At 72.1% G+C, this 22,262-nt stretch carries 19 protein-coding genes; 8 read left to right on the top strand and 11 right to left on the bottom strand.

Annotation, left to right across the window (positions count from 1 at the left end; translation table 11 throughout):
• Positions 1-57 precede the first annotated feature (57 nt).
• The 3 genes from C2L58_RS02680 to leuC form a co-directional block, all read right to left on the bottom strand.
• On the bottom strand, positions 58-843 hold the full coding sequence (locus C2L58_RS02680) for an HU family DNA-binding protein (protein ID WP_103335500.1): 786 nt from the start codon (positions 841-843) through the stop codon (positions 58-60).
• A gap of 220 nt (positions 844-1,063) precedes the next feature.
• Entirely contained in the window at positions 1,064-1,666 is a 603-nt protein-coding gene (gene leuD, locus C2L58_RS02675) for a 3-isopropylmalate dehydratase small subunit (RefSeq protein ID WP_103335499.1), read from the bottom strand.
• Between the two features lie 21 nt (positions 1,667-1,687).
• On the bottom strand, positions 1,688-3,121 hold the full coding sequence (gene leuC, locus C2L58_RS02670; RefSeq protein WP_103335497.1) for a 3-isopropylmalate dehydratase large subunit: 1,434 nt from the start codon (positions 3,119-3,121) through the stop codon (positions 1,688-1,690).
• A 142-nt stretch (positions 3,122-3,263) separates the two neighbouring features.
• Here leuC and C2L58_RS02665 point away from each other — a divergent pair, with 142 nt between their 5' ends.
• From C2L58_RS02665 to C2L58_RS02650, 4 genes are all read left to right on the top strand, one after another.
• On the top strand, positions 3,264-3,965 hold the full coding sequence (locus C2L58_RS02665) for an IclR family transcriptional regulator (protein ID WP_004560682.1): 702 nt from the start codon (positions 3,264-3,266) through the stop codon (positions 3,963-3,965).
• A 295-nt stretch (positions 3,966-4,260) separates the two neighbouring features.
• A complete protein-coding gene (locus C2L58_RS02660; RefSeq protein ID WP_103335495.1) occupies positions 4,261-4,968 on the top strand; it encodes an MBL fold metallo-hydrolase in 708 nt (235 codons plus the stop codon).
• An 82-nt stretch (positions 4,969-5,050) separates the two neighbouring features.
• Positions 5,051-5,314: a hypothetical protein gene (locus C2L58_RS02655; protein WP_441296286.1), complete on the top strand. Its 264-nt coding sequence runs from the start codon at positions 5,051-5,053 to the stop codon at positions 5,312-5,314.
• A gap of 53 nt (positions 5,315-5,367) precedes the next feature.
• Positions 5,368-5,946 (top strand): hypothetical protein, encoded by a 579-nt coding sequence (locus C2L58_RS02650; RefSeq protein ID WP_103335492.1) that lies wholly within the window; start codon positions 5,368-5,370, stop codon positions 5,944-5,946.
• Between the two features lie 4 nt (positions 5,947-5,950).
• Here the strand turns inward: C2L58_RS02650 and C2L58_RS02645 are convergent, their stop codons facing one another.
• Positions 5,951-8,005 carry a glycoside hydrolase family 3 C-terminal domain-containing protein gene (locus tag C2L58_RS02645; protein WP_103335490.1) on the bottom strand — a complete coding sequence of 685 codons (2,055 nt, stop codon included), beginning with the start codon at positions 8,003-8,005 and terminating at the stop codon, positions 5,951-5,953.
• 162 nt (positions 8,006-8,167) lie between these two features.
• Here C2L58_RS02645 and C2L58_RS02640 point away from each other — a divergent pair, with 162 nt between their 5' ends.
• The gene (locus C2L58_RS02640; protein WP_103335489.1) at positions 8,168-8,680 is read left to right on the top strand and encodes a hypothetical protein; all 513 of its coding nucleotides are present in this window, start codon (positions 8,168-8,170) and stop codon (positions 8,678-8,680) included.
• Positions 8,681-8,721: 41 nt separating this feature from the next.
• Here the strand turns inward: C2L58_RS02640 and C2L58_RS02635 are convergent, their stop codons facing one another.
• From C2L58_RS02635 to C2L58_RS02620, 4 genes are read right to left on the bottom strand one after another with little or no spacing between them, the layout of a single operon-like run.
• Positions 8,722-9,714 (bottom strand): hypothetical protein, encoded by a 993-nt coding sequence (locus C2L58_RS02635; protein WP_103335487.1) that lies wholly within the window; start codon positions 9,712-9,714, stop codon positions 8,722-8,724.
• The gene (locus C2L58_RS02630; RefSeq protein ID WP_233225516.1) at positions 9,711-13,112 is read right to left on the bottom strand and encodes an AAA family ATPase; all 3,402 of its coding nucleotides are present in this window, start codon (positions 13,110-13,112) and stop codon (positions 9,711-9,713) included. The genes C2L58_RS02635 and C2L58_RS02630 overlap by 4 nt, the downstream gene beginning before the upstream one ends.
• Before the next feature lies 1 nt (position 13,113).
• Positions 13,114-14,274 (bottom strand): exonuclease SbcCD subunit D, encoded by a 1,161-nt coding sequence (locus C2L58_RS02625; protein WP_103335485.1) that lies wholly within the window; start codon positions 14,272-14,274, stop codon positions 13,114-13,116.
• A 35-nt stretch (positions 14,275-14,309) separates the two neighbouring features.
• Positions 14,310-16,052 (bottom strand): ATP-binding protein, encoded by a 1,743-nt coding sequence (locus tag C2L58_RS02620; protein ID WP_103335484.1) that lies wholly within the window; start codon positions 16,050-16,052, stop codon positions 14,310-14,312.
• Positions 16,053-16,695: 643 nt separating this feature from the next.
• On the opposite strand from C2L58_RS02620, the gene C2L58_RS02615 reads away from it, so the two are divergent.
• The 3 genes from C2L58_RS02615 (at position 16,696) to C2L58_RS02605 (ending at position 18,734) form a co-directional block, all read left to right on the top strand.
• Positions 16,696-17,367 (top strand): HU family DNA-binding protein, encoded by a 672-nt coding sequence (locus C2L58_RS02615; RefSeq protein ID WP_103335482.1) that lies wholly within the window; start codon positions 16,696-16,698, stop codon positions 17,365-17,367.
• Positions 17,368-17,887: 520 nt separating this feature from the next.
• Positions 17,888-18,073, top strand: coding sequence for a hypothetical protein (locus C2L58_RS02610; RefSeq protein WP_103335481.1), 186 nt, complete (start codon positions 17,888-17,890; stop codon positions 18,071-18,073).
• Between the two features lie 247 nt (positions 18,074-18,320).
• Entirely contained in the window at positions 18,321-18,734 is a 414-nt protein-coding gene (locus C2L58_RS02605) for a histone-like nucleoid-structuring protein Lsr2 (RefSeq protein ID WP_103335479.1), read from the top strand.
• Positions 18,735-18,908: 174 nt separating this feature from the next.
• Here the strand turns inward: C2L58_RS02605 and C2L58_RS02600 are convergent, their stop codons facing one another.
• Genes C2L58_RS02600 through C2L58_RS02590 form a run of 3 tightly spaced genes read right to left on the bottom strand, consistent with a single transcriptional unit; the run spans position 18,909 to position 22,066 of the window.
• On the bottom strand, positions 18,909-19,508 hold the full coding sequence (locus C2L58_RS02600; protein ID WP_103335477.1) for a TetR/AcrR family transcriptional regulator: 600 nt from the start codon (positions 19,506-19,508) through the stop codon (positions 18,909-18,911).
• Between the two features lie 27 nt (positions 19,509-19,535).
• Positions 19,536-20,612, bottom strand: coding sequence for a hypothetical protein (locus C2L58_RS02595; RefSeq protein WP_103335475.1), 1,077 nt, complete (start codon positions 20,610-20,612; stop codon positions 19,536-19,538).
• On the bottom strand, positions 20,609-22,066 hold the full coding sequence (locus C2L58_RS02590) for an NAD(P)/FAD-dependent oxidoreductase (RefSeq protein ID WP_103335474.1): 1,458 nt from the start codon (positions 22,064-22,066) through the stop codon (positions 20,609-20,611). Before C2L58_RS02590 ends, C2L58_RS02595 begins: the two co-directional genes overlap by 4 nt.
• Between the last annotated feature and the right edge of the window lie 196 nt (positions 22,067-22,262).

Raw genomic sequence — 22,262 nt, 5'->3', positions numbered from 1 at the left:
CCCCCAGGGGGTCCCCCTAATTTCACGTTACCGCAGGGGTCCGACAGTTTCGGGTGATCAGTCCTTCTTCGCCGCCGCCGAAGTCCGCCTCGTCGAAGTCCGCCTCGCCGGGGTCTTGGCCGTCGTGGTCTTGGCCGCCGGGGTCGCCGTGGTCTTGGCCGCGGTGCTCTTGGCCGCCGGGGTCCGGGCAGCCGTGGTCTTGCGAGCCGCGGTCGGCTTCGCCGCGGTCTTCGCCGCCGTGGTCGCCTTCGCGGCCGTCGTCTTCGCCGCTGTGGTCGCCTTCGCGGCCGTCGTCTTCGCCGCTGTGGTCGCCTTCGCCGCCGCGGTCTTTGCCGCCGTCGTCGCCTTCGCCGCCGTCGACTTGGGGGCCGCCGCCCTGGTGCGGGTGGTTGCCGGCTTTGCCGCCGCCGTCCGCGTCGTGGCCGGCTTTGCCGCCGTTGCGCGGGTTCGCGTGGTCGTCGCGCGCGTCGTGGCCGGCTTCGGAGCGGCCGCCGCGCGGGACGTGGCCGCCGCGCGGGTGGTGGCCGTCGTCGCGCGCTTGACCTGGGTGGCCTTCGGCAGCTTCTTCGCTCCGGAAACGACGTCCCTGAAGGTCGTGCCGGCGCGGAAGGCGGGCACGTTCGTCTTCTTGACCCGCACCGCTTCGCCGGTGCGCGGGTTGCGGGCCGTCCGCGCTGCGCGGGCGCGCTTCTCGAACACCCCGAAGCCGGTGATGTTGACCTTTTCGCCTTTGTTGACCGTCCGGATGATGATGTCGACCAGACCGTCGACCGCCTCGGAAGCGGCCTTCTTGTCGCCCAAGCGCTCGGTCAGCGCCTCGATCAGCTGGGCCTTGTTGGCCATGTCCAGTCCTCCAGGAAGGATCCACGGCCGCGTCGGCCGGCTAGCGACACGGTATTACCCAGGCAGCACAAATCCAACCGGCGCGCGGAACTTTCCCCTGCCCCGGGAAGGGTTCCGCCGCACGGCGAGGGCCGGTCAAGGGCTTCTGGAGGGCCGGGCACAGCAACCCGGAAAGGGGCGGGATCCCTTGCCACGCAAGCGATCCCGCCCCGCGACCGGACTAGCCTGCGGCCACCGGCGTCGTCGTCGGCTTCCAGGACGGGCGGCTTTCCTCGAAGCTGTCGATCTCACCGGCATGGCGCAACGTCAGCGCGATGTCGTCGAGACCTTCCAGCAGCCGCCAGCGGACGTAGTCGTCGATCTGGAAGGGCGCGGTGAAGTCCTTGGCCCGCACGGTCTTGGTTTCGAGGTCGACCGTGACCTCGGTGCCGGGCTCGTTTTCGAGCAGCTTCCAGAGCAGTTCGACGTCGTGCTGCTCGCACTGGGCGGCCACCAGGCCGCCCTTGCCGGAGTTGCCGCGGAAGATGTCGGCGAACCGGGCGGAGATGACGACCTTGAAGCCGTAGTCCATCAGCGCCCAGACGGCGTGCTCACGGGAGGAACCGGTTCCGAAGTCCGGCCCCGCGACGAGCACGCTTCCGTTCCTGAACGGCTCCTGGTTGAGGATGAAGTTCTCGTCGCCGCGCCAGGCGGCGAACAGGCCGTCCTCGAACCCCGTCCGGGTCACCCGCTTGAGGTAGACCGCCGGGATGATCTGGTCGGTGTCCACGTTGGACCGGCGCAGCGGGACGCCGACGCCGGTGTGCTGGGTGAACGGTTCCATGTTCGGTAGCTCCTCGGGTGGTCAGCGGGCGGCGGTCAGCAGGTCTTCCGGCGACGACAGCGTGCCCCGGACGGCCGTGGCGGCGGCCACCAGCGGCGAGACCAGGTGCGTCCGGCCGCCCTTGCCCTGCCGGCCCTCGAAGTTGCGGTTCGACGTCGACGCGCTGCGCTCCCCCGGCTTCAGCTGGTCCGGGTTCATGCCGAGGCACATCGAGCAGCCGGCCTGGCGCCACTCGGCGCCGGCCTCGGTGAAGACCTGGTCGAGGCCCTCTTCCTCGGCCGCCTTGCGGACCCGCATCGAGCCGGGAACCACCAGCATCCGGACCGAGTCCGCCACTTTCCGACCACGCAGCACCTCGGCCGCGGCCCGCAGGTCCTCGATCCGGCCGTTGGTGCAGGAGCCGAGGAAGACGGTGTCGACGGCGATCTCCCGCAGCGGCGTGCCCGGCTTCAGGTCCATGTAGGACAGGGCTTTTTCAGCGGCGATGCGGTCGTTCTCGTCCGGGATCGCCTCCGGGTCGGGCACCTCGGCGCCCAGCGGGAGGCCCTGGCCGGGGTTGGTGCCCCAGGTCACGAACGGCGTCAGCGCGCTCGCGTCGAGGTGCACTTCGGCGTCGAACTCGGCGCCGTCGTCGGTGCGCAGCTGCCGCCAGTTCTCGACCGCCGCGTCCCAGTCCGCGCCCTGCGGGGCGTGCGGACGGCCCTTCAGGTACGCGAACGTCGTCTCGTCCGGGGCGATCATCCCGGCGCGGGCGCCGGCCTCGATCGACATGTTGCAGACGGTCATCCGCGCCTCCATCGAGAGTGCCTCGATGGCCTGGCCGCGGTACTCCAGGATGTAGCCCTGGCCGCCGCCGGTGCCGATCTTCGCGATCACCGCGAGGATGATGTCCTTCGCCGTGACGCCGGGCCGCAACTCACCGTCGACCGTGATCGCCATCGTCTTGAACGGCCGCAGCGGCAGCGTCTGGGTGGCCATGACGTGCTCGACCTCGGACGTGCCGATGCCGAAGGCGATGGCGCCGAACGCACCGTGCGTCGAGGTGTGGCTGTCGCCGCAGACCACGGTCATGCCGGGCTGGGTCAGGCCGAGCTGCGGGCCGATGACGTGCACGATGCCCTGCTCGGCGTCACCCATCGGGTGCAGCCGGACACCGAACTCCTTGCAGTTGCGGCGAAGGGTGTCGACCTGGGTGCGCGAGACCGGATCGGCGATGGGGAGCTCGATGTCGACGGTCGGGACGTTGTGGTCCTCGGTCGCGATGGTCAGGTCGGGGCGGCGCAGCGGCCGCCCGGCCAGGCGGAGGCCGTCGAAGGCCTGCGGGCTGGTGACTTCGTGCAGCAGGTGGAGGTCGATGTAGAGCAGGTCCGGTTCGGCGCCTTCGCCTCGGCGCACGAGGTGGCTTTCCCACACCTTCTCCGCCAGCGTGCGGGCCTTGCCGGTCGGGCTGGTCATCTCCGGCTCCTTCCACGGTTCGTCGTCGAACTCGGGCGCGCACCTGCGGAACCGGGTGCGAGCCGCGAAGGAGGGCGCAGCTCGAGTTCAGGGTTTTCCCAGATGCTGGACTTCCCAAAGTGCGGGACGCTAGTATCGGGTCGTGGGACAGCATAGCGGTATCGGAGTACTGGACAAAGCAGTGGCCGTCCTGCAGGCGGTCGCGGACGACCCCTGCGGCCTCGCGGAACTGTGCACGCGGACCGGCCTGCCCCGGGCCACCGCGCACCGGCTCGCGGTCGGCCTCGAGGTGCACCGGCTGCTGCGCCGCGGTCCGGACGGGCGCTGGCGCCCCGGTACGGCACTGGCCGAGCTCGCGGGCGGTTCGACGGACCCGCTGCTCGACGCCGCGGGCGTGGTGCTGCCGAAACTGCGTGATGTCACGGGCGAGAGCGTCCAGCTGTACCGGCGCGACGGCGTCCAGCGCGTGTGCGTCTCGACCGCCGAGCCGCCGAGTGGCCTGCGCGACACGGTGCCGGTGGGTTCGCGCCTGCCGATGACGGCGGGATCGGGCGCGAAGGTGCTCGCGGCCTGGGCGGACCCGCACACGCAGCGCACGATCCTGGCCGACGCGGTCTTCGGCGAGCGGACGCTGCTGGAGGTCCGGCGGCGCGGGTGGGCGCAGAGCGTGGCGGAACGAGAGCCGGGCGTGGCGAGCATTTCGGCGCCGGTGCGGGATTCGGCGGGCACGGTCGTGGCCGCGGTGTCGGTGTCGGGACCGATCGAGCGGATCGGCCGCAAGCCGGGAGCCCGCTGGGCGGCGGATCTCCTTGCCGCCGCGGACGCATTGCAGGAACGGCTCTGAGTTCTCTGCCCGGGTCTGCTTTTCCACAGGCTGTACGTGATGTGGACAAGCCGGCCCGGGCGGTGCTTTTTCCGGAGTTTTCGTCGGAAGGGGCCGATAGACTGGTATTCGGGGGGGCGCCCCAGGATCCGCGCCCCGCGATCCGGCAGTCGAGCCGCGGCTTCCACGCCGAAGAGCCGAAAACCAGAAGCCCGAATTTCCGGTAAACCGGCAACCTCCCGATCCCCCGCAGACACGGCAAACCCCGTCGCCCGAGGTGATTGCGTCCGGCAGGGACTCCTGACACGGTGAGCCGATGCTGAATCAGGTGGCCGACGGCGTGTGGGTGCGGCAGAGCGCGTGGGTCTGGAGCAACACCACCGTCGTCAAGACGGACGACGGGCTGATCGTCGTCGACCCCGGTATCCACGGTGCCGAATTCGACGAACTCGCCGACGACCTGGACCGGCTCGGGAGTCCCGTCGTCGCCGGGTTCTCCACCCACCCGCACTTCGACCACCTGCTCTGGCACCCCCGCCTCGGTGACGTCCCCCGCTACGCCACCGCCGCCAACGCCGGCATCGCGGCCGAAGCCCGGGAACGAGCCCGGGCCATGGCCCTGGAAACCGCGCCGGACATTCCCGTTGACCTGATCGCGCTCGTCACGCCGCTGCCCGCGGACGGCGGCCCGATCCCCGGCGAAATTCTCGAGCACGACGCGCACGCCCTCGGGCACGCCGCTCTCCTGCTCGCCGACCGGGGCGTCCTGATCGCCGGCGACATGCTCTCCGACGTCCTGATCCCGCTGCTCGATCCTCGCCGCCCGGGCCAGGAGGCCGCCTACCCGGCCGCGCTCGACCGGCTGGAAAAAGCCGTCCAGCACGTCGACGTCCTGATCCCCGGGCACGGCGCCGTGGCCGAGGGGCCGGAGATCGCGGCCCGCTTCGCCGTCGACCGGGCCTACCTCGAAATCCGGCAACGCGGCGAGGAACCGGACGACCAGCGGTGGGGTAAGCGCCCGTAGCGCCGTTCGGGTGACCGTGGGCGAAGTGGCGTATTCGGTGACGGCGGCCACGTCTCCTCTCTGTCAGCACCACCAGAGGGGGATGACCACCATGACCACCGAACTGAATCGCCGGGCGATGGCGATGCTGCGGGCCGTCGGGGCCGGGCGGGCCGAACTCACCTGCAGCTGTGAACCCGACCTGCGGGTCGACGGCCTGCCGTGCTGCGACCAGGCGACCGCCCACCAGCTGGCCCGGGCCGGCCTGATCCGGCCCGTGCGGGCCGTCGCCGTCGGGCAGTGGACGCGGGCCGAGCTCACCGCCGAGGGCCTCCAGGCGCTGGGCGACACCCTCGCCGCCGCCTGAGTCAACCTTCCGGCCCGCTCGCGCGTGTACCCGGCAAACGCGAGGGGGCATCCATGAAGGTGACTGCTGTTCTGCTCGGCGCCGGCCTGCTGTTGTCCGCGTGCGGGACCACGCCGGCCGTGGCCCCGCCGTCCCAGAACCTCAGGCCGGTGGAGACCAGCACGTCCGCGCCGGCCGCCGATCCGGCCGCCGTGCGCTGGACGGACGGCTTCTGCTCCGCCGTCCACGGCTACCGGGAGCGCACCAACCGGGAAGCCGACCCCCAGCAGCCGACGCCCACGTCGATCGCCGAGTCGAAGAAGGCGCTCAGCGTGACGCTGGGCGGCATCGCGGCCCGCACCGGCGAGACCGCCGACAAGCTCGCCGCGCTGCCGCCCGCGCCCGTGCCGCTCGGCGACACCGTCCGCCGGGCTTTCGTCACGAAGTTCACCCAGGCCCGCGACCGCGCCGCCGGGGCGAAGACCGAGCTCGACCGCGCGAAGCCGGACAACACGGCGGCCCAGGAGCAGGCCGGCCAAGCCCTCTTCCAGGCGCAGCAGGACGTCGACGGCACCTACGACCCGGTCGGCGCGATGGCGGCGTCCCCGGAGCTGATGCTCGCCGCCGCCACCGCACCCGGCTGCAAGGCCTGAAACCTCACCGCCGCACGAGCGGAACCTGCAGCGGCAGGGACCGCGACGAGCCGCCGACGGACACGGTGAACGCGCCGCGCGCCGGCTGCCACGCGTGGGTCGCCGTGTCCCAGACCGAGAAGTCGCGCGCGTCCAGCCGGATCGTCACGCGCTGGGCCTGCCCCGGCGCCAGCGACACCCGCTCGAAGCCCTTGAGCTGGCGCGGCGGCTCGCCCGCGGCCGGCGGGAAGCCCACGTACAGCTGGGCGACCTCGGCGCCCGCCCGGTGCCCGGTGTTCCGCAGCGTGAACGTCGCCGTGGCGCCGTCGCCGGTGTTGCGCACCGACAGGCCGGAGTAGGCGAACGTCGTGTACGACAGGCCGTGGCCGAACGGGAACAGCGGCGCCCGCCCCTGCGCGTCGAACCACCGGTAGCCGATCTGCAGGCCCTCCGAGTACGTCGCGACACCGTTGACGCCGGGGAACTGCGCCGGGGTGTTCGCCGGCGTGTCGGCGTCCGCCGCCGGGAACGTGATCGGCAGCTTCGCCGACGGGTTGACGTCGCCGAAGAGCACGGCCGCCACCGCCGCGCCGTCCTGCTGGCCCGGGTACCACGCCTGGAGGATCGCGGGCACGCGCGACGCCCACGGCATGAGCACCGGGCCGCCGCTCTTCACCACGACCACGGTGTGCGGGTTGGCCTCGGCGACGGCGGCCACCAAGGCGTCCTGGGTGCCGTCCAGGGCCAGGCTCGGCCGGTCCTTGCCTTCGGCCTCGTTGTCCCCGACCATCACCACGCTGACGTCGGCGGTCCGGGCCAGCTCGGCCGCGCGCGCCACGTCACTGCCGTCGTCCAGGGTCACCGCGGCCCCCGGGACGCGCTGCCGCAGGCCCGGCAGCGGGTCCACTGTGGACGTCGGGATGACGGCCGAGCTGCCCCCGCCGCCGGTCTTGGCCTTGGTGGCGAACGGCCCGATGAGCGCGACCGACTTCACCGCGGGATCGAGCGGGAGCTGGGCGTGCTCGTTGCGCAGCAGCACCATGCCGCGTTCGGCGAACTCCTTCGCGGCGGCGTCGTGCCGCGCGGTCGGGAGCGGGGTGAGCACCGGCGGGTGGTCGAACTGGCCGAAGGCGAACATCGTGCGGAACCTCGGCAGCAGCAACTCGTCGACGCGCTGCTCGCTCACCTGCCCGGCCAGCACGGCCTGCTTCATCTTCTCGCCGTACCAGGTGCCGTCGATCATTTCGAGGTTCATGCCCGCGTTCGCCGACCCCACGGTGCTGTGCGCGGCACCCCAGTCCGACTGGACGAACCCCTTGAACCCCCAGTCGTCGCGCAGCTTGTCCTGCAGCAGCGCCGGGTTCTCGCACGTGAACACGCCGTTGATCTTCGGGTACGCGCACATCACCGAGCCCGCGCGCCCTTCGGTCACCGCCTGCTCGAAGTGCGGCAGGTAGATCTCGTTGAGCGTCCGCTCGTCGATGTGCTCGTCGACCCCGTGCCGGTCGGTCTCCTGGTTGTTCGCCGCGTAGTGCTTGACCTCGGCGATGGTGCCGTTCTCCTGGATCCCGCGGATGTCGGCGGCGGCCAGCGCGCCGGCGAGCACCGGGTCCTCCCCCATGCCCTCGAACGTCCGGCCGTTGCGCGGGACGCGGGCCATGTTGATGTCGGGCCCTTCGGACACGTTGTGCGCGAGCGCCCGGGTTTCGCTGCCGATCAGCCGGCCGTACCGGCGGGCGGCGTCGGTGTCGAAGGTCGACGCCAGCGCCATCGTGGCCGGGAGCGCGGTCGCCGGTTTCTGCGGTTTGTCGTCGGCCGGGCCCATGCCCGCCGGGCCGTTGGCGATGCGGAACCCCGGCACGCCCAGCCGGGGGATCGGCGGCACGAACCGCTGGTGCTCGGCGTCGGGCTGCAGGTGCAGCTGGGAGATCTTCTCGTCGAGGGTCATCGCCGCGACGAGTGCGGCGGCCCGGCGGTCGGGTGACTGGCGGACGTCTCGCCAGGGCTGTGCCTCGGCGGCCGCCGGGGCCACCAGTGACAACCCCAGAACCGCAACAAGAACGAACGGGCCGGTGCGCATCGAGTCTCCCTCGCCGCTGACGGGACCAACGGCGAACAAGCTAACTCATATGTGACTATTAAACATAGACTCGATTCCTGTTCACGTACTTGAACAAGACGTGGGGCTCAACCATTTCTCCGGCTCACGCGTGGCAGGAGCACAGAAGAGAGGGGATCAGTCATGGTCAAGAAAACCCTGATCGGCCTAATGGCCGCAAGCGCGGCTTCCCTGACGTTCACCGCCGGAGCCCACGCCGACTTCACCGACTGGAGCTTGACGTCGGAGGTCGAGCCGGGCGGCCTGCTCAGCGCGTTCGTCGCGTCCGAGGTGGGCCGCGGCTGCGCCCCGGTGGGACCGGTCACGTCGCCGGGATTCGCGGCCCCGATGCAGTGGGTCGACGTCGGGAACCCGAGCAAGCACCTCGGGTACACCCATGCGATCGAGCGGCCCGGGAAGTACTCCGCCTCCTTCCCGTGCACGGACGGCCGGACGGCGACCCGCACGTTCACGATCCTGGGCACACCGCCGCCCACGACATCCGTCGAGCCGAAGCCGCCCGCGACGGCGAAGCCCCAGCCACCGACCACCAAACCGAAGCCGCCGACGTCGTCGAAAGCACCGAAACCAGCGAAACCGCAGGTCGGCATCAAGCCGGCCGGGGCACCGCAGACCGGGGACGGTTCACTGCCCTGACCCTCCACAGAGGACTCTCAAGGGCGGCCCGGGGACCGGCGTCAGCGAACCGCGGCCAGGCGCAGCGCCCGGTACACGAACTGCTGGTCCCCGAGCCGGTGCCGCAGGTCGCGCTCCAGCCCGGCGATCGGGTAGAGGTTCTGCGGCGCCCGCGAGTCCTTGTAAGGCACCGACGCGAACCGCCCCAGCACCGACTGGGTGACGTTCGCCAGCTCGGCGACCTGCTCGCGCCCGAGGTGCGGCGCCGCTTCCACCCGCACGACCCCGGACCAGGGCGGGCCGCCGGCCGAGGGCAGCCGCAGGTACCACGAGTGCCGGACCCACGTCGTGCCCATCAGGAACACCGGCGTGCGCTGGTGCGGGCCGAGCCGGCCGACCATCGCGTTGAGCTCCCCGGGCAGGTACGTCGTCTGGTGGCTCTTGATGAACCCGACGGCCCGGTCGAGGTGCGCCCGGCCGCGCAGCGGGCCGTCCACGACCAGCAGGTCGCCGCGCACGTGGCCGTCGATCGCCGTGCGCGCCCGGATCGCCGTCTCCAGCTCGGTTTCGGCCAGCTGCTCCTGCAACGCCGACGACAGCACCACCGGCAGCGGCTTGTCCTCCTTGGCCGCCGCGCGGTAGGCCGTGTACGTCCCGGCCGGGGTGGCGATGTCGTCCGCCCGTGGGGCGACGGTGAACAGCCCCCGCCGGACGTCGGTGCCGACGACGTGCGCCTGGCCCTCGCAGCAGCACACGACCCCGGCCGCGTAGGACGCGCAGATCCCGATGGACGCCGAGTTCGTGCCGGCCGGGTCGTCGATCCAGACGCGCGCGTCGATCCGCCGGACGCCGTCGACGAACAGCACGGCCTCCGGCGGCGACACCGGCGACGGGTCGATCGGCGCCCACTCGGCCTCCGGGACCTCGACGTCGAGCTCGACTTCGGCCTGCGAACGGCCGAGGTCCTCGGCCTCCATCGAGCTGCCGTAGCCCGGGTCCCAGGCGTCGATGCTGAAGTTCATCCCGGCCACCGTGTTGAATTGCCGAACGGTCATGCACCCTCCCTGGCGATGTGCGAGCCGGTGCCGTCCCGGGTGACCAGGAACCGCACCGGGACGCGCTCGGCGAGCGCCGGCACGTGCGTGATCACCCCGACCATCCGGGAGCCGGACGCGGCGAGGTTCTCCAAAGTGGACGCCACGACGTCGAGGGTGGCCTCGTCCAGCGTCCCGAAGCCCTCGTCGAGGAAGATCGACTCCAGCTTGGTCGCACCTTCCGCGGCCATGGCGCCCAGCTGCGAGGACAGCGCGAGAGCCAGGGCGAGCGACGCCTGGAACGTCTCGCCGCCCGACAGCGTCTTCACCGGGCGCCGGGCGTCGGCCTCGTTGTGGTCCACCACCAGGAAGTCGCCCTTGTCGTGGGTCAGCTCGAACTGGCCGCCGGACAGTTCCAGCAGCGACGCCGACGCCTCCGCGACCAGCGTGTCCAGCGCCCCGGCGATCAGCCAGCGCGGGAACTTGTCCGAGCGCAGCAGGTCCGCCAGCAGCCGGGCGACCTGGGCGTCGGACTCCGCGGCCGCGATGTCTTCGTGCAGCCCCGCCACCCGCGCCACACGCCGTTTCATGTCGGCGTGGTCGGCTTCGGCGCGCGCCCGGGCGGCCGCGACGGCGACCGGGACGCGGTCGCGCACCGGCCCCTCCGGCACGGCGACCCCGAGCGCGGTGACGTCGCCGGCGACCGCGCGTTCGGCCGCTTGCAACGCTTCGGCGGCTTCGCCTTCGGTGGTCTGCGCGACGGCCAGCAGCTCGCGATGGGCTTTCGCCTGGCCGGCGGCCCAATCCGTGAGCACGGTCCAGGCTTCGAGGAGGCTCTCACCGTTGATCGGCGGGGCGCCGAGGCCGACCAGCGGGTCACGCGCCCGCGACAGCCGCTGCCGCGCGGCGTCCACCTGGGCGCCGATGCCGGCCTGGGCTTCCGTGGCGCGTTTCGCGGCCACCCGGGCGGTGCGCAAAGCCGCGTCCGCTTGCTTCGCGGCCTCTTCCAGAGAAGCGACCTTCGCCAGCTCCTCGGTGACGACGGCGGCGGACGGCGCGTCGTCGAGCGCCGTGGCCAGTTCTCCGCGGCGGCGCCGGGCGGTGGCGAATTCGGTGGCCGCCGCCTGTTCGGCCAGGCCCGCGTCGACGGCCCGCTTCCGCCGCTCCTCGGCGTTCCGCTCGGCGGCGGCGAGGTCGTCCGCCGCGACGACGGCTTCCTTGCCCCTGGCTTCGGCGGCCGCTTCGAGCGCGGCCAGTGCCGTCCGCCGGTCCGCCAGCGCGGAAGCCGCCCACGTGGTCAGCCGCTGCCAGCCCGCCGGGACGTCGTCGCCGTCGATGGCCGGCGCGCCCAGCTCCACCAGGGGGTCGCGCGCGGCCCGCAGCGCTTCCCTGGCCGCCGCGAAGGACTTCTCGACGGCGTCGGCCTCGTGCTGCGCCGCCGCACGTTCGGCGCGAGCCGCGGCCAGTTCCTTGTCGGCGGCGTTCGCGGCCTCGGCGACGCGGGCGCGGCCGTCGATCGTCTTCGACAGCCACTCGCCCCGCTCGCGCACGGCGGCGACGAGGTCCGCGTAATCCCGCTCGGAGAAAGCCGCCTCGACCGGCCGCAGCAGCACGGCCGACTCCGGCGGCCCGGCCACCTCGGCCAGCACCACGCGCAGTTCCTCCGCCTGGGCGGCCGCCGACGCGGCCGAGTCGGCGTCGCGGTCGACGGCCCGTTCCAGCTTGCGCACGGCGGCTTCGGCGGCGGCGCGCTCGCGCTCGGCGCGCTCGAGGCTGTCCCGGGCCTCGGCCAGGTGGGCGTGCCCGCCGGCGTCGGGCAGCGCCGTGACTTCCTGCTCGCACACCGGGCACGGGTGCCCGACGGCGAGGCCGGCCCGCAGGCTGAGCGCCTGCCCGGCGCGTTCCGCCTCGGTCACCTCGGTCTTCGCCGCCGTCACTTCGGCGTCGGTGCGGGCGAAGGTGCTTCGCGCCGCTTCGAGTTCCGTCCGGCGCACGGCCTGTTCCGGGGCGGCCTTCCGTTGCGCCTCGCACACCGCATACAGCGTGCGGGCATCGGAGCGGGCCGAGGCGAGCGGCGCGACGTCCGGCTGGGCGGCCAGCGCCGCCCGCGCTTCGGCGTCGGCGGCCTCGGCCGCGCCCAGGCGGGCGGCCGCGGCCTCCGTGCGCTTCGCCACGCGCGCCGAATCCGCCGAAAGGTCCCCGAGATCCGCGGGCGGCCGCAGCCCGGCCAGCCGGTCGCGGTCCTGGCGGGCCCGCCCGGCTTCGGCGGCGGCGTCCTCCGCGGCGCGGGCCGTCGAGTCCCAATTCTGCCGGGCCGTCTCGACGACGGCGAGGGCTTCGGTGACCGCGACGGCGGCGGCGTCCTTGGTCCGCAACGCCGTTTTCGCCGCTTCTTCGAGCCGTGGGAGGGCCGTCTCGGTCGCCTCGAGCTCGGCGCGGTCGGCGCGGATCCGTTCCAGTTCACCGCGCGCGGGCGCCGCGGCGAGGGCGGCACGGGCGGCTTCGTCGGCCGTTTCCGCCGTCTCCAACGCGCCCCGGGCGGTCGTGACCGCGTCCGCCGCGTCGCGACGCCGGGTTTCGAGGTCTTCGACGCCGTCCGGGCGTTCCACCGCGTCGAGGACCTTCAGCTCCGCCGTGAGCGTGCCGACGCGTTGCCGGGCCTCGTCGTGCGCGCGGGTGGCGTCGTTCAACCCCGGCAGGGCCGCGGTCACCCGCGCGTCCAGCTCGGCGAGCGCGGTCATCCGCGCCGCCAGCTCCGCGACGGCTTCTTCGGTGGCGTCGGCGTAGCTGCCGAGTTGTTCGGTGAGGACGGCGGCACGCTGCTTCTGCTGCTCCGCCGTCACCCCGGCCCGGCGGCCGATCCGCTCGTAGACCTCCAGGCCCAGCAGTTTGATGAGGATCTTCTGCCGGTCGGCGGCCTTCGCGTGCAGGAACTCGGCGAAGTCGCCCTGGGGCAGCGCCACGCAGGTGCAGAAGTGCTTGAACGTCAACCCGAGCAGGCGTTCGACCGCCGGGGTCACTTCGGAGTCCGCGGCGACGGCGTCGGCGTCGTCCTCCGGCCCGCCCGGCGCGGCCGGGTCGATCAGCCGTTCCAGGCGGACGTTCTTGACGCTGACCGTGGGTTTCTTGCCGCCGCTGCGCCGGACTTCCCGCACGACGTGGTAGCGCGCGCCGCCCGCGTCGAAGACCAGCCGCACGGTGGCGCGGTTCGCCGTCGGGGCCAGCGCGGGCGCGACGAGGCCTTCGTGGTCCCACCGGGCGACCGAGCCGTACAGTGCAAACGTGAGGGCGTCGATGACCGTGCTCTTGCCCGCGCCGGTCGGCCCGACGAGCGCGAAGTAATCGGTGTCTTCGAAGCTGACTTCGGTCTTCTCGCGGAAGGACGCGAAGCCGGTCATCTCCAGCAGCACTGGCCGCATGTCACACCCCGCTCGTCTCTTCGTCGTGCAGCCGCGCGAAGAGCGCCTGCACGCGCTTGTCCTCGACGGTTCGCTCCGCGCAGTAGCTCGCGAACAGCTCGCCGGGCGAACGGTCCGCGATCGCGCGGTCGCCGCCCGAGGTCGTCACCGGTGCGGCGAACTCCGGGTCGATGCGGATTTCCAGGGCGTTCGGCAGGGCTTCCTGGATCTCCTCGCGCAGCCCGGCCCTGGTCGCTTCGCGGAGGTAGACGCGGAGGTAGTCCTCGCCGAACTCCCCCGCGCGGGCGATCAGTTCCGCCACCGTGCCGTGGACCGTCCGCAGCTTCCGCCCGGCCGTCAACGGGATGTCGGTGATCTTCGCCGGCGTCGTCGGACTCACCTCCACCGACAGCACGACGCTGGTGTTGTCCTGCTCGCCGAAGTCGACCGCGAACGGCGAACCGCTGTAGTGCACCGGGCACGCGGCGGGCAGCGACTGGCGCCGGTGCAGGTGGCCCAGCGCCACGTAGTGCGGATCGGCGCCGAACGCCGTCGCGGGCACGTGGTATTCGAAGATGGACTGCGCCGCGCGTTCCCCGCCGCCCATCGTCCCGCCGGTCACCGTCAGGTGCGCCATGACGAGGTTCACCGCGCCGGGGGTGAACCCGGACTTGAGGTGCTCCAGGATGTCGCGCACGCGCTGGTCGTACTCGCCGACGTTGTCCGCCGGGGTCCCCGCGAGCAGCTCGGCGGCGCGCACCGCGTAGCGCTGGGAAAGGAAGGGCAGCACGGCGACGTTGACGCGCTCGCCCGTCGAACGCGCGTCGAACGAGACGACGCCGCCGTCGTGGACCGGGCGGGGATCGCCGGTGAGCTGGATGCCCGCGGCCTTGAGCAACGGGCGGTACGCCTCGAACGTCGCGGCGTGGTCGTGGTTCCCGGCGATGGCCAGCACCTCGGCACCGGTTTCGCGCAGCGCCATCAGCGCCCGCACCACGAGTTCCTGCGCGGCCGCCGACGGCGCCGACGTCTCGTAGAGGTCACCCGCGACGAGGATCGCGTCGAACTGCCCGTCCCGCGCGATCCGGACGATCTCGCCGAGCACGGCCCGCTGCTCGTCGAGACGGTTGCGCCCCTTGAGCGTCTTGCCGATGTGCCAGTCGGAGGTGTGCAGGAACTTCACCCTTCATCCTTCCGTTCGGGTGGTGGGCAGCCGGCTCAGAACGGCGGCGGGTCGTCGCCGAAGGGGTCGCTGCCGCGCGTGGGCAGCCCGGCGAAGGGATCGCCCTTCTTCGAGGCGGCGGTGGTCGTGGGGATCGCCCCGGCCTCGGAAAGCCGCGTGGCCCAGGCGGGGAACGGGAAGCCGACGGCGATCGGCACCGGGATCTCCGGCTGGCTCACGAACATCGTGCCCGGCGTGGCGAGCGTCGCCCGGACCCGCTGGCTGGCCGGGAGAAAGCCGTACTCGGGCCGCGAAGCCTCGGCGGCGTCGAGGCGGCCGACGATGCGGACCGAGCTGTTGCTGACAATCCGGCGCTCGACCTCGCTGGCGGTCTGCTGCGCGCCGATCAGGATGACGCCCAGGGAGCGGCCGCGTTCGGCGATGTCCAGCAGCACCTCCTTGATCGGGCTGCTGCCTTCCCGCGGCGCGTACTTGTTCAGCTCGTCCAGCATCGTGAACAACAGCCCGCCCGGGCCGGCCGCCTCCTTGCGCGCGGTCTCCGCGGCGAGCGTGACGCCGACGACGAACCGCTGCGCGCGCTCGACGAGGTTGTGGATGTCCACCACGGTCACCTGCTGGTTCTCCGTGGACAACTGGCGCGCGGGGTGGTCGGTGAGGTCGCCGCGGATGAGGCCGGACAGCGCGCGCTGGCTCGAGCGCAGGCGGCGGATGAAGGCGTTGACCGTGCCCGCGCCGGTGACCGCACCCGCCCAGCTCGCGCGGGTTTCCTCGTCGGTGACGCGCTCGCAGACGACGTCGACGAGCTCGGCGTAGGTGCGGCACAGGACGCCGTCGACGTTCGCGGCGCCGTCCTTGCCCGCGGGGGTGCTGTCCAGCCGCAGGCGGTTCGCGACCTGGTGGATGACCATCGTGTACTGGTTGCGCTCGTCCTCGGCGTCGGCGAACACGTAGGGCAGCAGGTCCTTGGCGCAGAACTCCGCGATGGTCCACCAGAACGCGCCGACGCCCGAGGTCCGCCCGGTCACGTGCGGCTTGCCCGTGGTGTCCGACGGCGTCGGCGGTGCGAAGAACCCGGTGGACGCGAAGGGCTCGGCGGGCAGGCCGAGCTTGGCGTACTCGGCCTTGAGCTTCTCGTCGAGGTGGACGTTCGGGGTGTCGAGGAACAGCAGGTCCTCGCCCTTGACGGAGAAGACGAGGGCCTTGGCGTTGTGGGCGTTGGGCAGGGCGCCGCCGCGGAAGATCGAGTGCAGCAGGAACAACGCGAACGACGTCTTGGTGGCCACGCCGGAGACGCCGCTGATGCTGACGTGCGCGCCGCGGGTGCCGTCGAGGAAGTCCATGTTGAGGTAGACGGGTTCGCCGTCCCGGCCCAGGCCGACCGCCACCTGGCGGGTCATGTTGTCGAAGTACAGCGCCTGTGCGCGATCCTCTCCCACGGCACGGGACACGACCGCCCCCGGCCGCGGCGGCACGTAGCATTCGGGCTCGACGCGGGTGGTGGCGATCTCGGCGATCTCCTGCACCTGGGCGGGCAGGACCCCGTCGGAGATCAGGAAGACGTCGCTGCCGAAGCTGGCGCCCTCGTGCCGCGCGCTCACCTGCGTCACGACGCCGTACGAGGTGACTTCGCCGAGCCCCGGGAGTTCCCGCCGGGTCACGACGACGTCGTCGAGCTGCAGATAGGCGTCCTGATCGATGGCCACGCAGAACTGCAGCGGCGTCGAGTCCTCGGTGCCTGCCACCCGGCCGACCACGGTGGTGAGCGTCTCCTGGTCCACGGTTCTCCCTGTCTCACCCGGCGCTTCCTCCCGCGGCAGACTAGCCCGCCGGACCGACAGTCCCACGGCCAACACGGCGTTGCCGCCACGGCGTCGCCGCAGGCCACGACTGCGCCGAACGAGTGAGCTCACCCTTCGGGGAGTGCCTTTCGTCCCCGCCACAGGCATTCCCGGGGGCGTACCCGGTTGCGGCGCAACGCCGTGCCCGGGGGTCGCGCCGGACGGCCGCGGCGTTACGGGCGCCGCTTCCGCCTGGCTCCACGGCGAAGCGGCGCCGGAGGGCCCCGCGGGAGGCCCGCGATCCCCCGCCGTTGCGCGGGATCGGGCCCGGGTGGGCTCGGACACACGCCGCGACACCCCGCACCGGCGTGTCGCGGGAAAAGTTCTCCGGAAGGGCCTCGGGTCCTATATGGACGACCACTGTGGACGGCTCCTCCACCGGGTTTTGCCTGTTCAGGGGCATGACGGGAGTCCGGGCCGCGCGCCGGACGGCCTCCGGACCGGGGCTCTCCGGAGGCGGAACCCGCCCCCGTACAAGGAAATATTTCGACCCCCGGTTGGATTTTGTGCGGTATTGGTAATACCGTGTGCAGTGTCGGCCGAGATGGGCCGTGTACTAGTAGTTCCACTATGGAGGACTGGAATGACGAACAAGGCCCAGCTGATCGAGGCGCTGTCGGAGCGTCTGGGCGACAAGAAGGTGGCTTCGCAGGCCGTTGACGGTCTGGTGGACATCATCATCCGGACGGTCAACAAGGGCGAAAAGGTCAACATCACCGGCTTCGGGGTGTTCGAGAAGCGCGCCCGCGCCGCTCGCACCGCCCGCAACCCGCGCACCGGTGAGGCCGTCCGCGTCAAGAAGACCAACGTGCCCGCCTTCCGCGCCGGCACGACCTTCAAGGACGTCATCTCCGGCACCAAGAAGCTGCCCAAGGCGACCCCGGTCAAGCGCGCCACCGCCGCCACCAGCACGCGGGCGACCGCCACCAAGACCGCCGCGGCCGCCGCGCCGGCCAAGGCGACGACGACCCGCACCACCCGCGCGGCGGCGGCCAAGCCGGCCACCACGCGCCCGGCCACCACGCGGACCCGCGCCACCGCGGCGAAGCCGGCCGCCAAGGCCACCACCGCCACCAAGGCGGCCCCGAAGACCGCCGCCAAGACCACGGCGGCCAAGGCCACCACGGCGAAGGCGACCACCACGCGGGCGAAGACCGCCGCCGCCAAGCCGGCCGCGACCAAGACCGCCGCGGCCAAGAAGCCGGCCGCTGCCAAGGCCCCGGCCAAGCGCACCTCCGCCGCCAAGAAGAAGTAACACCCCTGGCGACGATCGGAAGGGCCCCGCACCTGCCTGGTGCGGGGCCCTTCCGGCGTTCCGGGGGAGGGTGAGGGCCCACCGGGCCGGTTCCACGTTTGTGCGGGACGCCCCCGGCACCGCGGACGCCCAGCGATCCTCACGGGCCGGAGACGGCCGTTCGCGCGCAAACCAGGCTGAGATCGCCGCTCACAGCTTGCCGCGCGAACTCGGCGTTGGCGGACCGCCGATCCACTCCGGTCCACTCTCCGGCCGCTTGAACGCCGCCCATCGCCCAGCGGCCGCCACACAGGACATCGGCGACGGAACCGCCGCCGCAATTCCCCGCCCTCCCGCACCACGGAACCGGTCCCGGTCACGGCTCACCCGATCCCCCGCCGGCCGCCGAACAATTCACCGCGGCCACTCGTTGGGGTGAACGCCCCGCGGCCCTTTCCACCCCCCGCCCCCCGACGGTTGCGTTCGGGCCTTCGCGGGTAGCCGTCCGGCAGAGAACGCAATCCGACGGCAAGGAGCCGCGATGACGGAGAACGAAAACCGGCCCGAAGCGGACCTCGCCCACAGCCGGGAGCTCATCAAAGAGGCGAAAGAAGCCGCCGCGGAGGCCCATCTGGCCGATCCCGCCGAAGGGGCCGCCGACGAGGCGCTCGAGACGGATCCGCCCTACCACCACGGCGAGCAGGGCTCCACGCCGTCCGGAACGTAGATTCCCGGCGGCATTTCCGCCGGTATTGCCGCCGCGCCGCCGTCGCCGGGCGAAAGCCGCGACCCGTCCGGAACGGCGGTGGCCGGTCCTATCAGGACCACCCCGGGCCGCCGCCGTTCCGCGTTTCCGCTAGGAAATTGCCGTAGGTCTCCTCGGGTGGATACACTCGACCGAAGAACGCCGACCATTGTGCAACTTGTCACACGTCGCGTTCCCCCGGACGCACATCCAGCTGAGGAGCATTCCCGTGGCCCAGAAAGTCCTCGTCGAGATCCTGGACGACATCGACGGCAGCACCGCTGCCCAGACCGTTCAGTTCGGCCTCGACGGCGTCACCTACGAAATCGACCTTTCGGACGAGAACGCCGGCGCCCTGCGCGACGAACTGGCCCGCTACATCGCGGCCGGCCGGCGCATCGGCGGCCGCAAGGTCCGCGTCGCCACCGGGCAGTCGACCACGACCAGCACGACCGACCGCGAGCGCAACCAGCAGATCCGTGCCTGGGCCAACGCGAACGGCTACGAGGTCTCCGAGCGGGGCCGGCTGTCCTCCGAGGTGATCGCCGCCTACGAGCAGGCCCAGGTCGAAGAGGCCGAGGCGCCCGCCGCAGCGCCGCGCAAGCGGGCGCCGCGCAAGAAGGTCGCCGCCGCCAAGAAGTAAACGAGGTGGCCGGGAGATCACTGGGGAGAGATCACCGCAACGGCGGTGGCGAGGGCTGAACACCCTGGCCACCGCCGTCGGCATTCCCGGCGGGCGTGGGAGGCGTCACACTGCCCGCGTTGTCATGAATTGTCAGCGCATTCAGCGCACGGTTTTCCGGAAACCCGCGGGCCCTCACCCGTGCAGCGCCGGTCCGATCCAGCGGCGGACCAGGGCACGCAGCTCGTCGTCGGTGAGCGGCGGTGTCGAGGGGTACTGCAGGAACGACAGGAACAGCCGCATCAGGACTTCGGCGAGACCCCGGAGGTCCTCGTCGGTCGCGATGCCGGCGGCTGCCCAGTCGACCGGCAGGTTGCGGAGGATCCGCGCGCCGTACGAAAACGCCAGCGGCGAAACGACGCCGTCGGTGAAGAAGTCCGCTTCGCCCGCCTGCAGGAGCAGGCCCATGTGCGGCTCCCCGGGGAGCGTCCGCACGGCGAACACCACGGATTCCACCGCGGCTTCGGCCGCCGTGCCGGACGTGGCCAGGTGCCGCTCCATCCGCCCGGCGAACTCCTCGACCCCGGCCAGCGCGACGGCCCGCAGGATGTTCTTGAGGCCCGGGAAGTAGCGGTACACGGTCTGCCGGGTGACGCCCGCCTCGGCGGCGACGTCGGAGAGGCTCGTCTTGGCCAGCCCGGCCCGGTCGAGGCACGCCGTCGCCGCTTCGACGATCCGGCGGCGTGCCTCGTCTTCGGTGCCGGGCGGGTTGCCCTGCCATCCGTGGTGCCCCATGCCGTCATCTTCCCCGAGAACGGTCGCTCAGGCGGGGGCAGGGGCGCGGTCCCGCGACCGGTACAGGGCGAGCAGCAGCAGCCCGGCTCCGGCGAAGCAGGCGAGCGCGTACCACCCGCTGCCGATCGGGGTGCCGTCCGCGGTGACGCCGTCCTTCGCGGACAGGTGAGCCGGCAGGGTCCCCAGCCAGAACACCGCCATCCCGCCCAGGTAAAGCGCCGGATAGCACCGCGTGAAGACCGAAAGGGGCTCGCGCGGTTCCCCGGAACGCAGGTGCGCCACGACGATCCACCCGCCCACCACCCACAGCAGGCCCAGCTCGACGCCGAGGATCCACGCCCGCGCTCCCGCGTTCTCGCCGGCGAAGCTCGACGGGATCCCGGCGATCGCCATGGCCGGCGGGGTGAGGACGCCGGCCACCAGCGTCCGCCACACCAGCCGGCGCCGCGGCGGGCCGCCGGTCAGGCGCACGACGAGGTAGGTCATGGCGGCCATCGAGACGGAAGCGAACAGCAGCATGCTGTTCAACGGCACCGACCCCAGCGCCGGCCGGTCGACGATCACGTTGGCCGGGTTCCAGGCCCACCACTTCAGCTGCGGGCCGAGGTGGTCGAAGACTTCGTAGAAGACCTGGCAGACGAAGGCCACGGCCACCGAACCCCGCAGCGCACCGCGCCGGAAGAGCCCCAGCGAGCGCACGACCTCGTAGGCGAGCTGGCTGAACGCCGGGTAGAACGCCACGATGTAGAGCGGCAACCGGTCCGCCATGAACTGCACGGTGAACCGGTTGTGGGCGAAGATGAAGCCGTACAGCCGGTCGAGCCCGAACCACTCCGGGAAGTACAACGGCGGCTCGGTGACGAAGAGGTAGACCAGCGAAGCCCACCACAGCGCCAGGTTCACCGGATCACCCTCGCGGCGCCGGCGCAGCGCATGCACCAGGGCGAACACCGCGCCGCCGACGATCAGCAGTTCCAGCAGCGGCATCGTCCAGTGGGCGAGCGCCCACGGCGGCCGGACCGAAACCACCGGCGAGACGTCGTGGCAGTCGAAACCGAGACCGCGGGTGACGGCTTCGGCGTCCGGCCCGCACGCGGTGCTCATCGCGCGGTCGCCGTCGCCGTCGAGTAGTCCGTGGCCGGTGGTTCGGTCTGGGGGTCGAACCCGAACGGGACGCGGTGCCGGCCCAGCGCCGCGCGGACGCGGTAGCGCACCAGGCCCGCGAGCACCCGCGGGTTGCGCAGCATCTGCCCCAGCGACTCGTCCAGGTTGAACACCTTGGCGAAGTGCTCGTCGACCACTTCGTCCTCGCGGGCCGCTCCGACGACGAGGCTGAACGCCGGCGCCGACATGGCCGCGACGATGCGCCGCCGCCACTCCGGCAGCTGTTCGGTGCCCACCGCGCACGCGTAACCCTGGTCCCTGGCCATCGCCAGGCGCCACGGCACGCGCAGCAATCCGCGTTGCGCGGCGAAGAAGCGGGCGGTGAACCTCGCGTCGAGCCGTTCGGCGCGGGCCAGGTGCTCGCGCAGCAGCAGGGCCGAAGCCGACGCGGAACTGATGCCCTGGGCGTAGAAGGGGTTGAACGCGCAGATCGAGTCGCCGACGAAGGCCAGCCGCCGCGGCGGGGTGGGCAGGCGGTCGTAGCGCCGCCACTTGTTGCCGGTCGAGCGGGTGAGGTGGACCGGCGAGGCGGGGGCGCACCGGTCCATGGCGTCGGCGAACAACGGCGTCCGCACCCGGCGCGCGGTCTCGACGAACGCGTCGGTGGTGCTGGGCATCTCCAGTCCCCACGAACCCATGCAGGCGATGACGCGGTTGCCCTCGATCGGGAAGAAGTTGACCAGGAACTCGTGCTCGGCGGGGTGCTCGCCCTTGTCCGGCGTCGGCATGATCACCAGGTGCCGCCACCACCAGGACGCGGGGCGTTCGGCGGGCAGGTCGTACCAGCGCGAGGTGTAGGTGACCTTGGCGTCGAGCGTCTGCACTTCCGGTTCCGGCCAGCCGGCCGCGGCCAGCCAGCCGGCGACCGGGGACCCGCGGCCCATGGCGTCCACGACGAAGTCGGCGTCGACGTGCTCTTCGCCGTCGGCCGCGGTGAAGCCGACGCCGGTGATCTCGCCGTCCGCGGTGGTCAGGCCGCGCACCGCGACCCCTTCGCGCACGACGACGTTGGCCAGCTCCCGCACCTTGTCCCGCAACACGCGCTCGATGAGGATCCGCGAGCCGTAGACCATCGTCATGGCGCTGCGCTTGCGGGCCGACCAGCCGGGCCCGTCCAGGTAGGCGGCGTCCATGGACGGCATCAGCAGCAGGCCGCCGGCCGCGATGAGGTCGTCCTCGAAGCCGGGGAACAGCGCGCCGATCGCGCGGCGGCCCGAGTTGAGCAGGAAGTGCGGGTGCTTGCTCTGCGGTACGCCGCGGCGGTGCTCGGCCCCGTCGGGCAGTTCGTCGCGCTCCAGCACCAGCACGCGGTCGAAGTGCGGGGCCAGCGCGCCGGCCGCGCAGAGACCGGCGGCACTGCCTCCGAGGACGACGGCGGTCTTGCCGAGCCGCATGCGGATCAACTCCCGTCATTCATACAAAAAGACACTGAATGTATGAATGACCACCAGCGGGTGTCAAGCCCCACCCGACGTCCACAGTGGACACAGTTGCCCGATTCGCCGCGGATTTCCGAATGCCCTCGACTTCGGCCGATCGACGATTCGACGACGCCGGTTGCCAACCGCGGAACTCACCGTCTAAGCTCTC

It is taken from the genome of Amycolatopsis sp. CA-126428 (genome assembly GCF_002904335.1).
Taxonomy (GTDB): Bacteria; Actinomycetota; Actinomycetes; order Mycobacteriales; family Pseudonocardiaceae; genus Amycolatopsis.
Note: the sequence above shows the minus strand (reverse complement) of the source record. Positions and strands in the feature narration are given on the sequence as shown.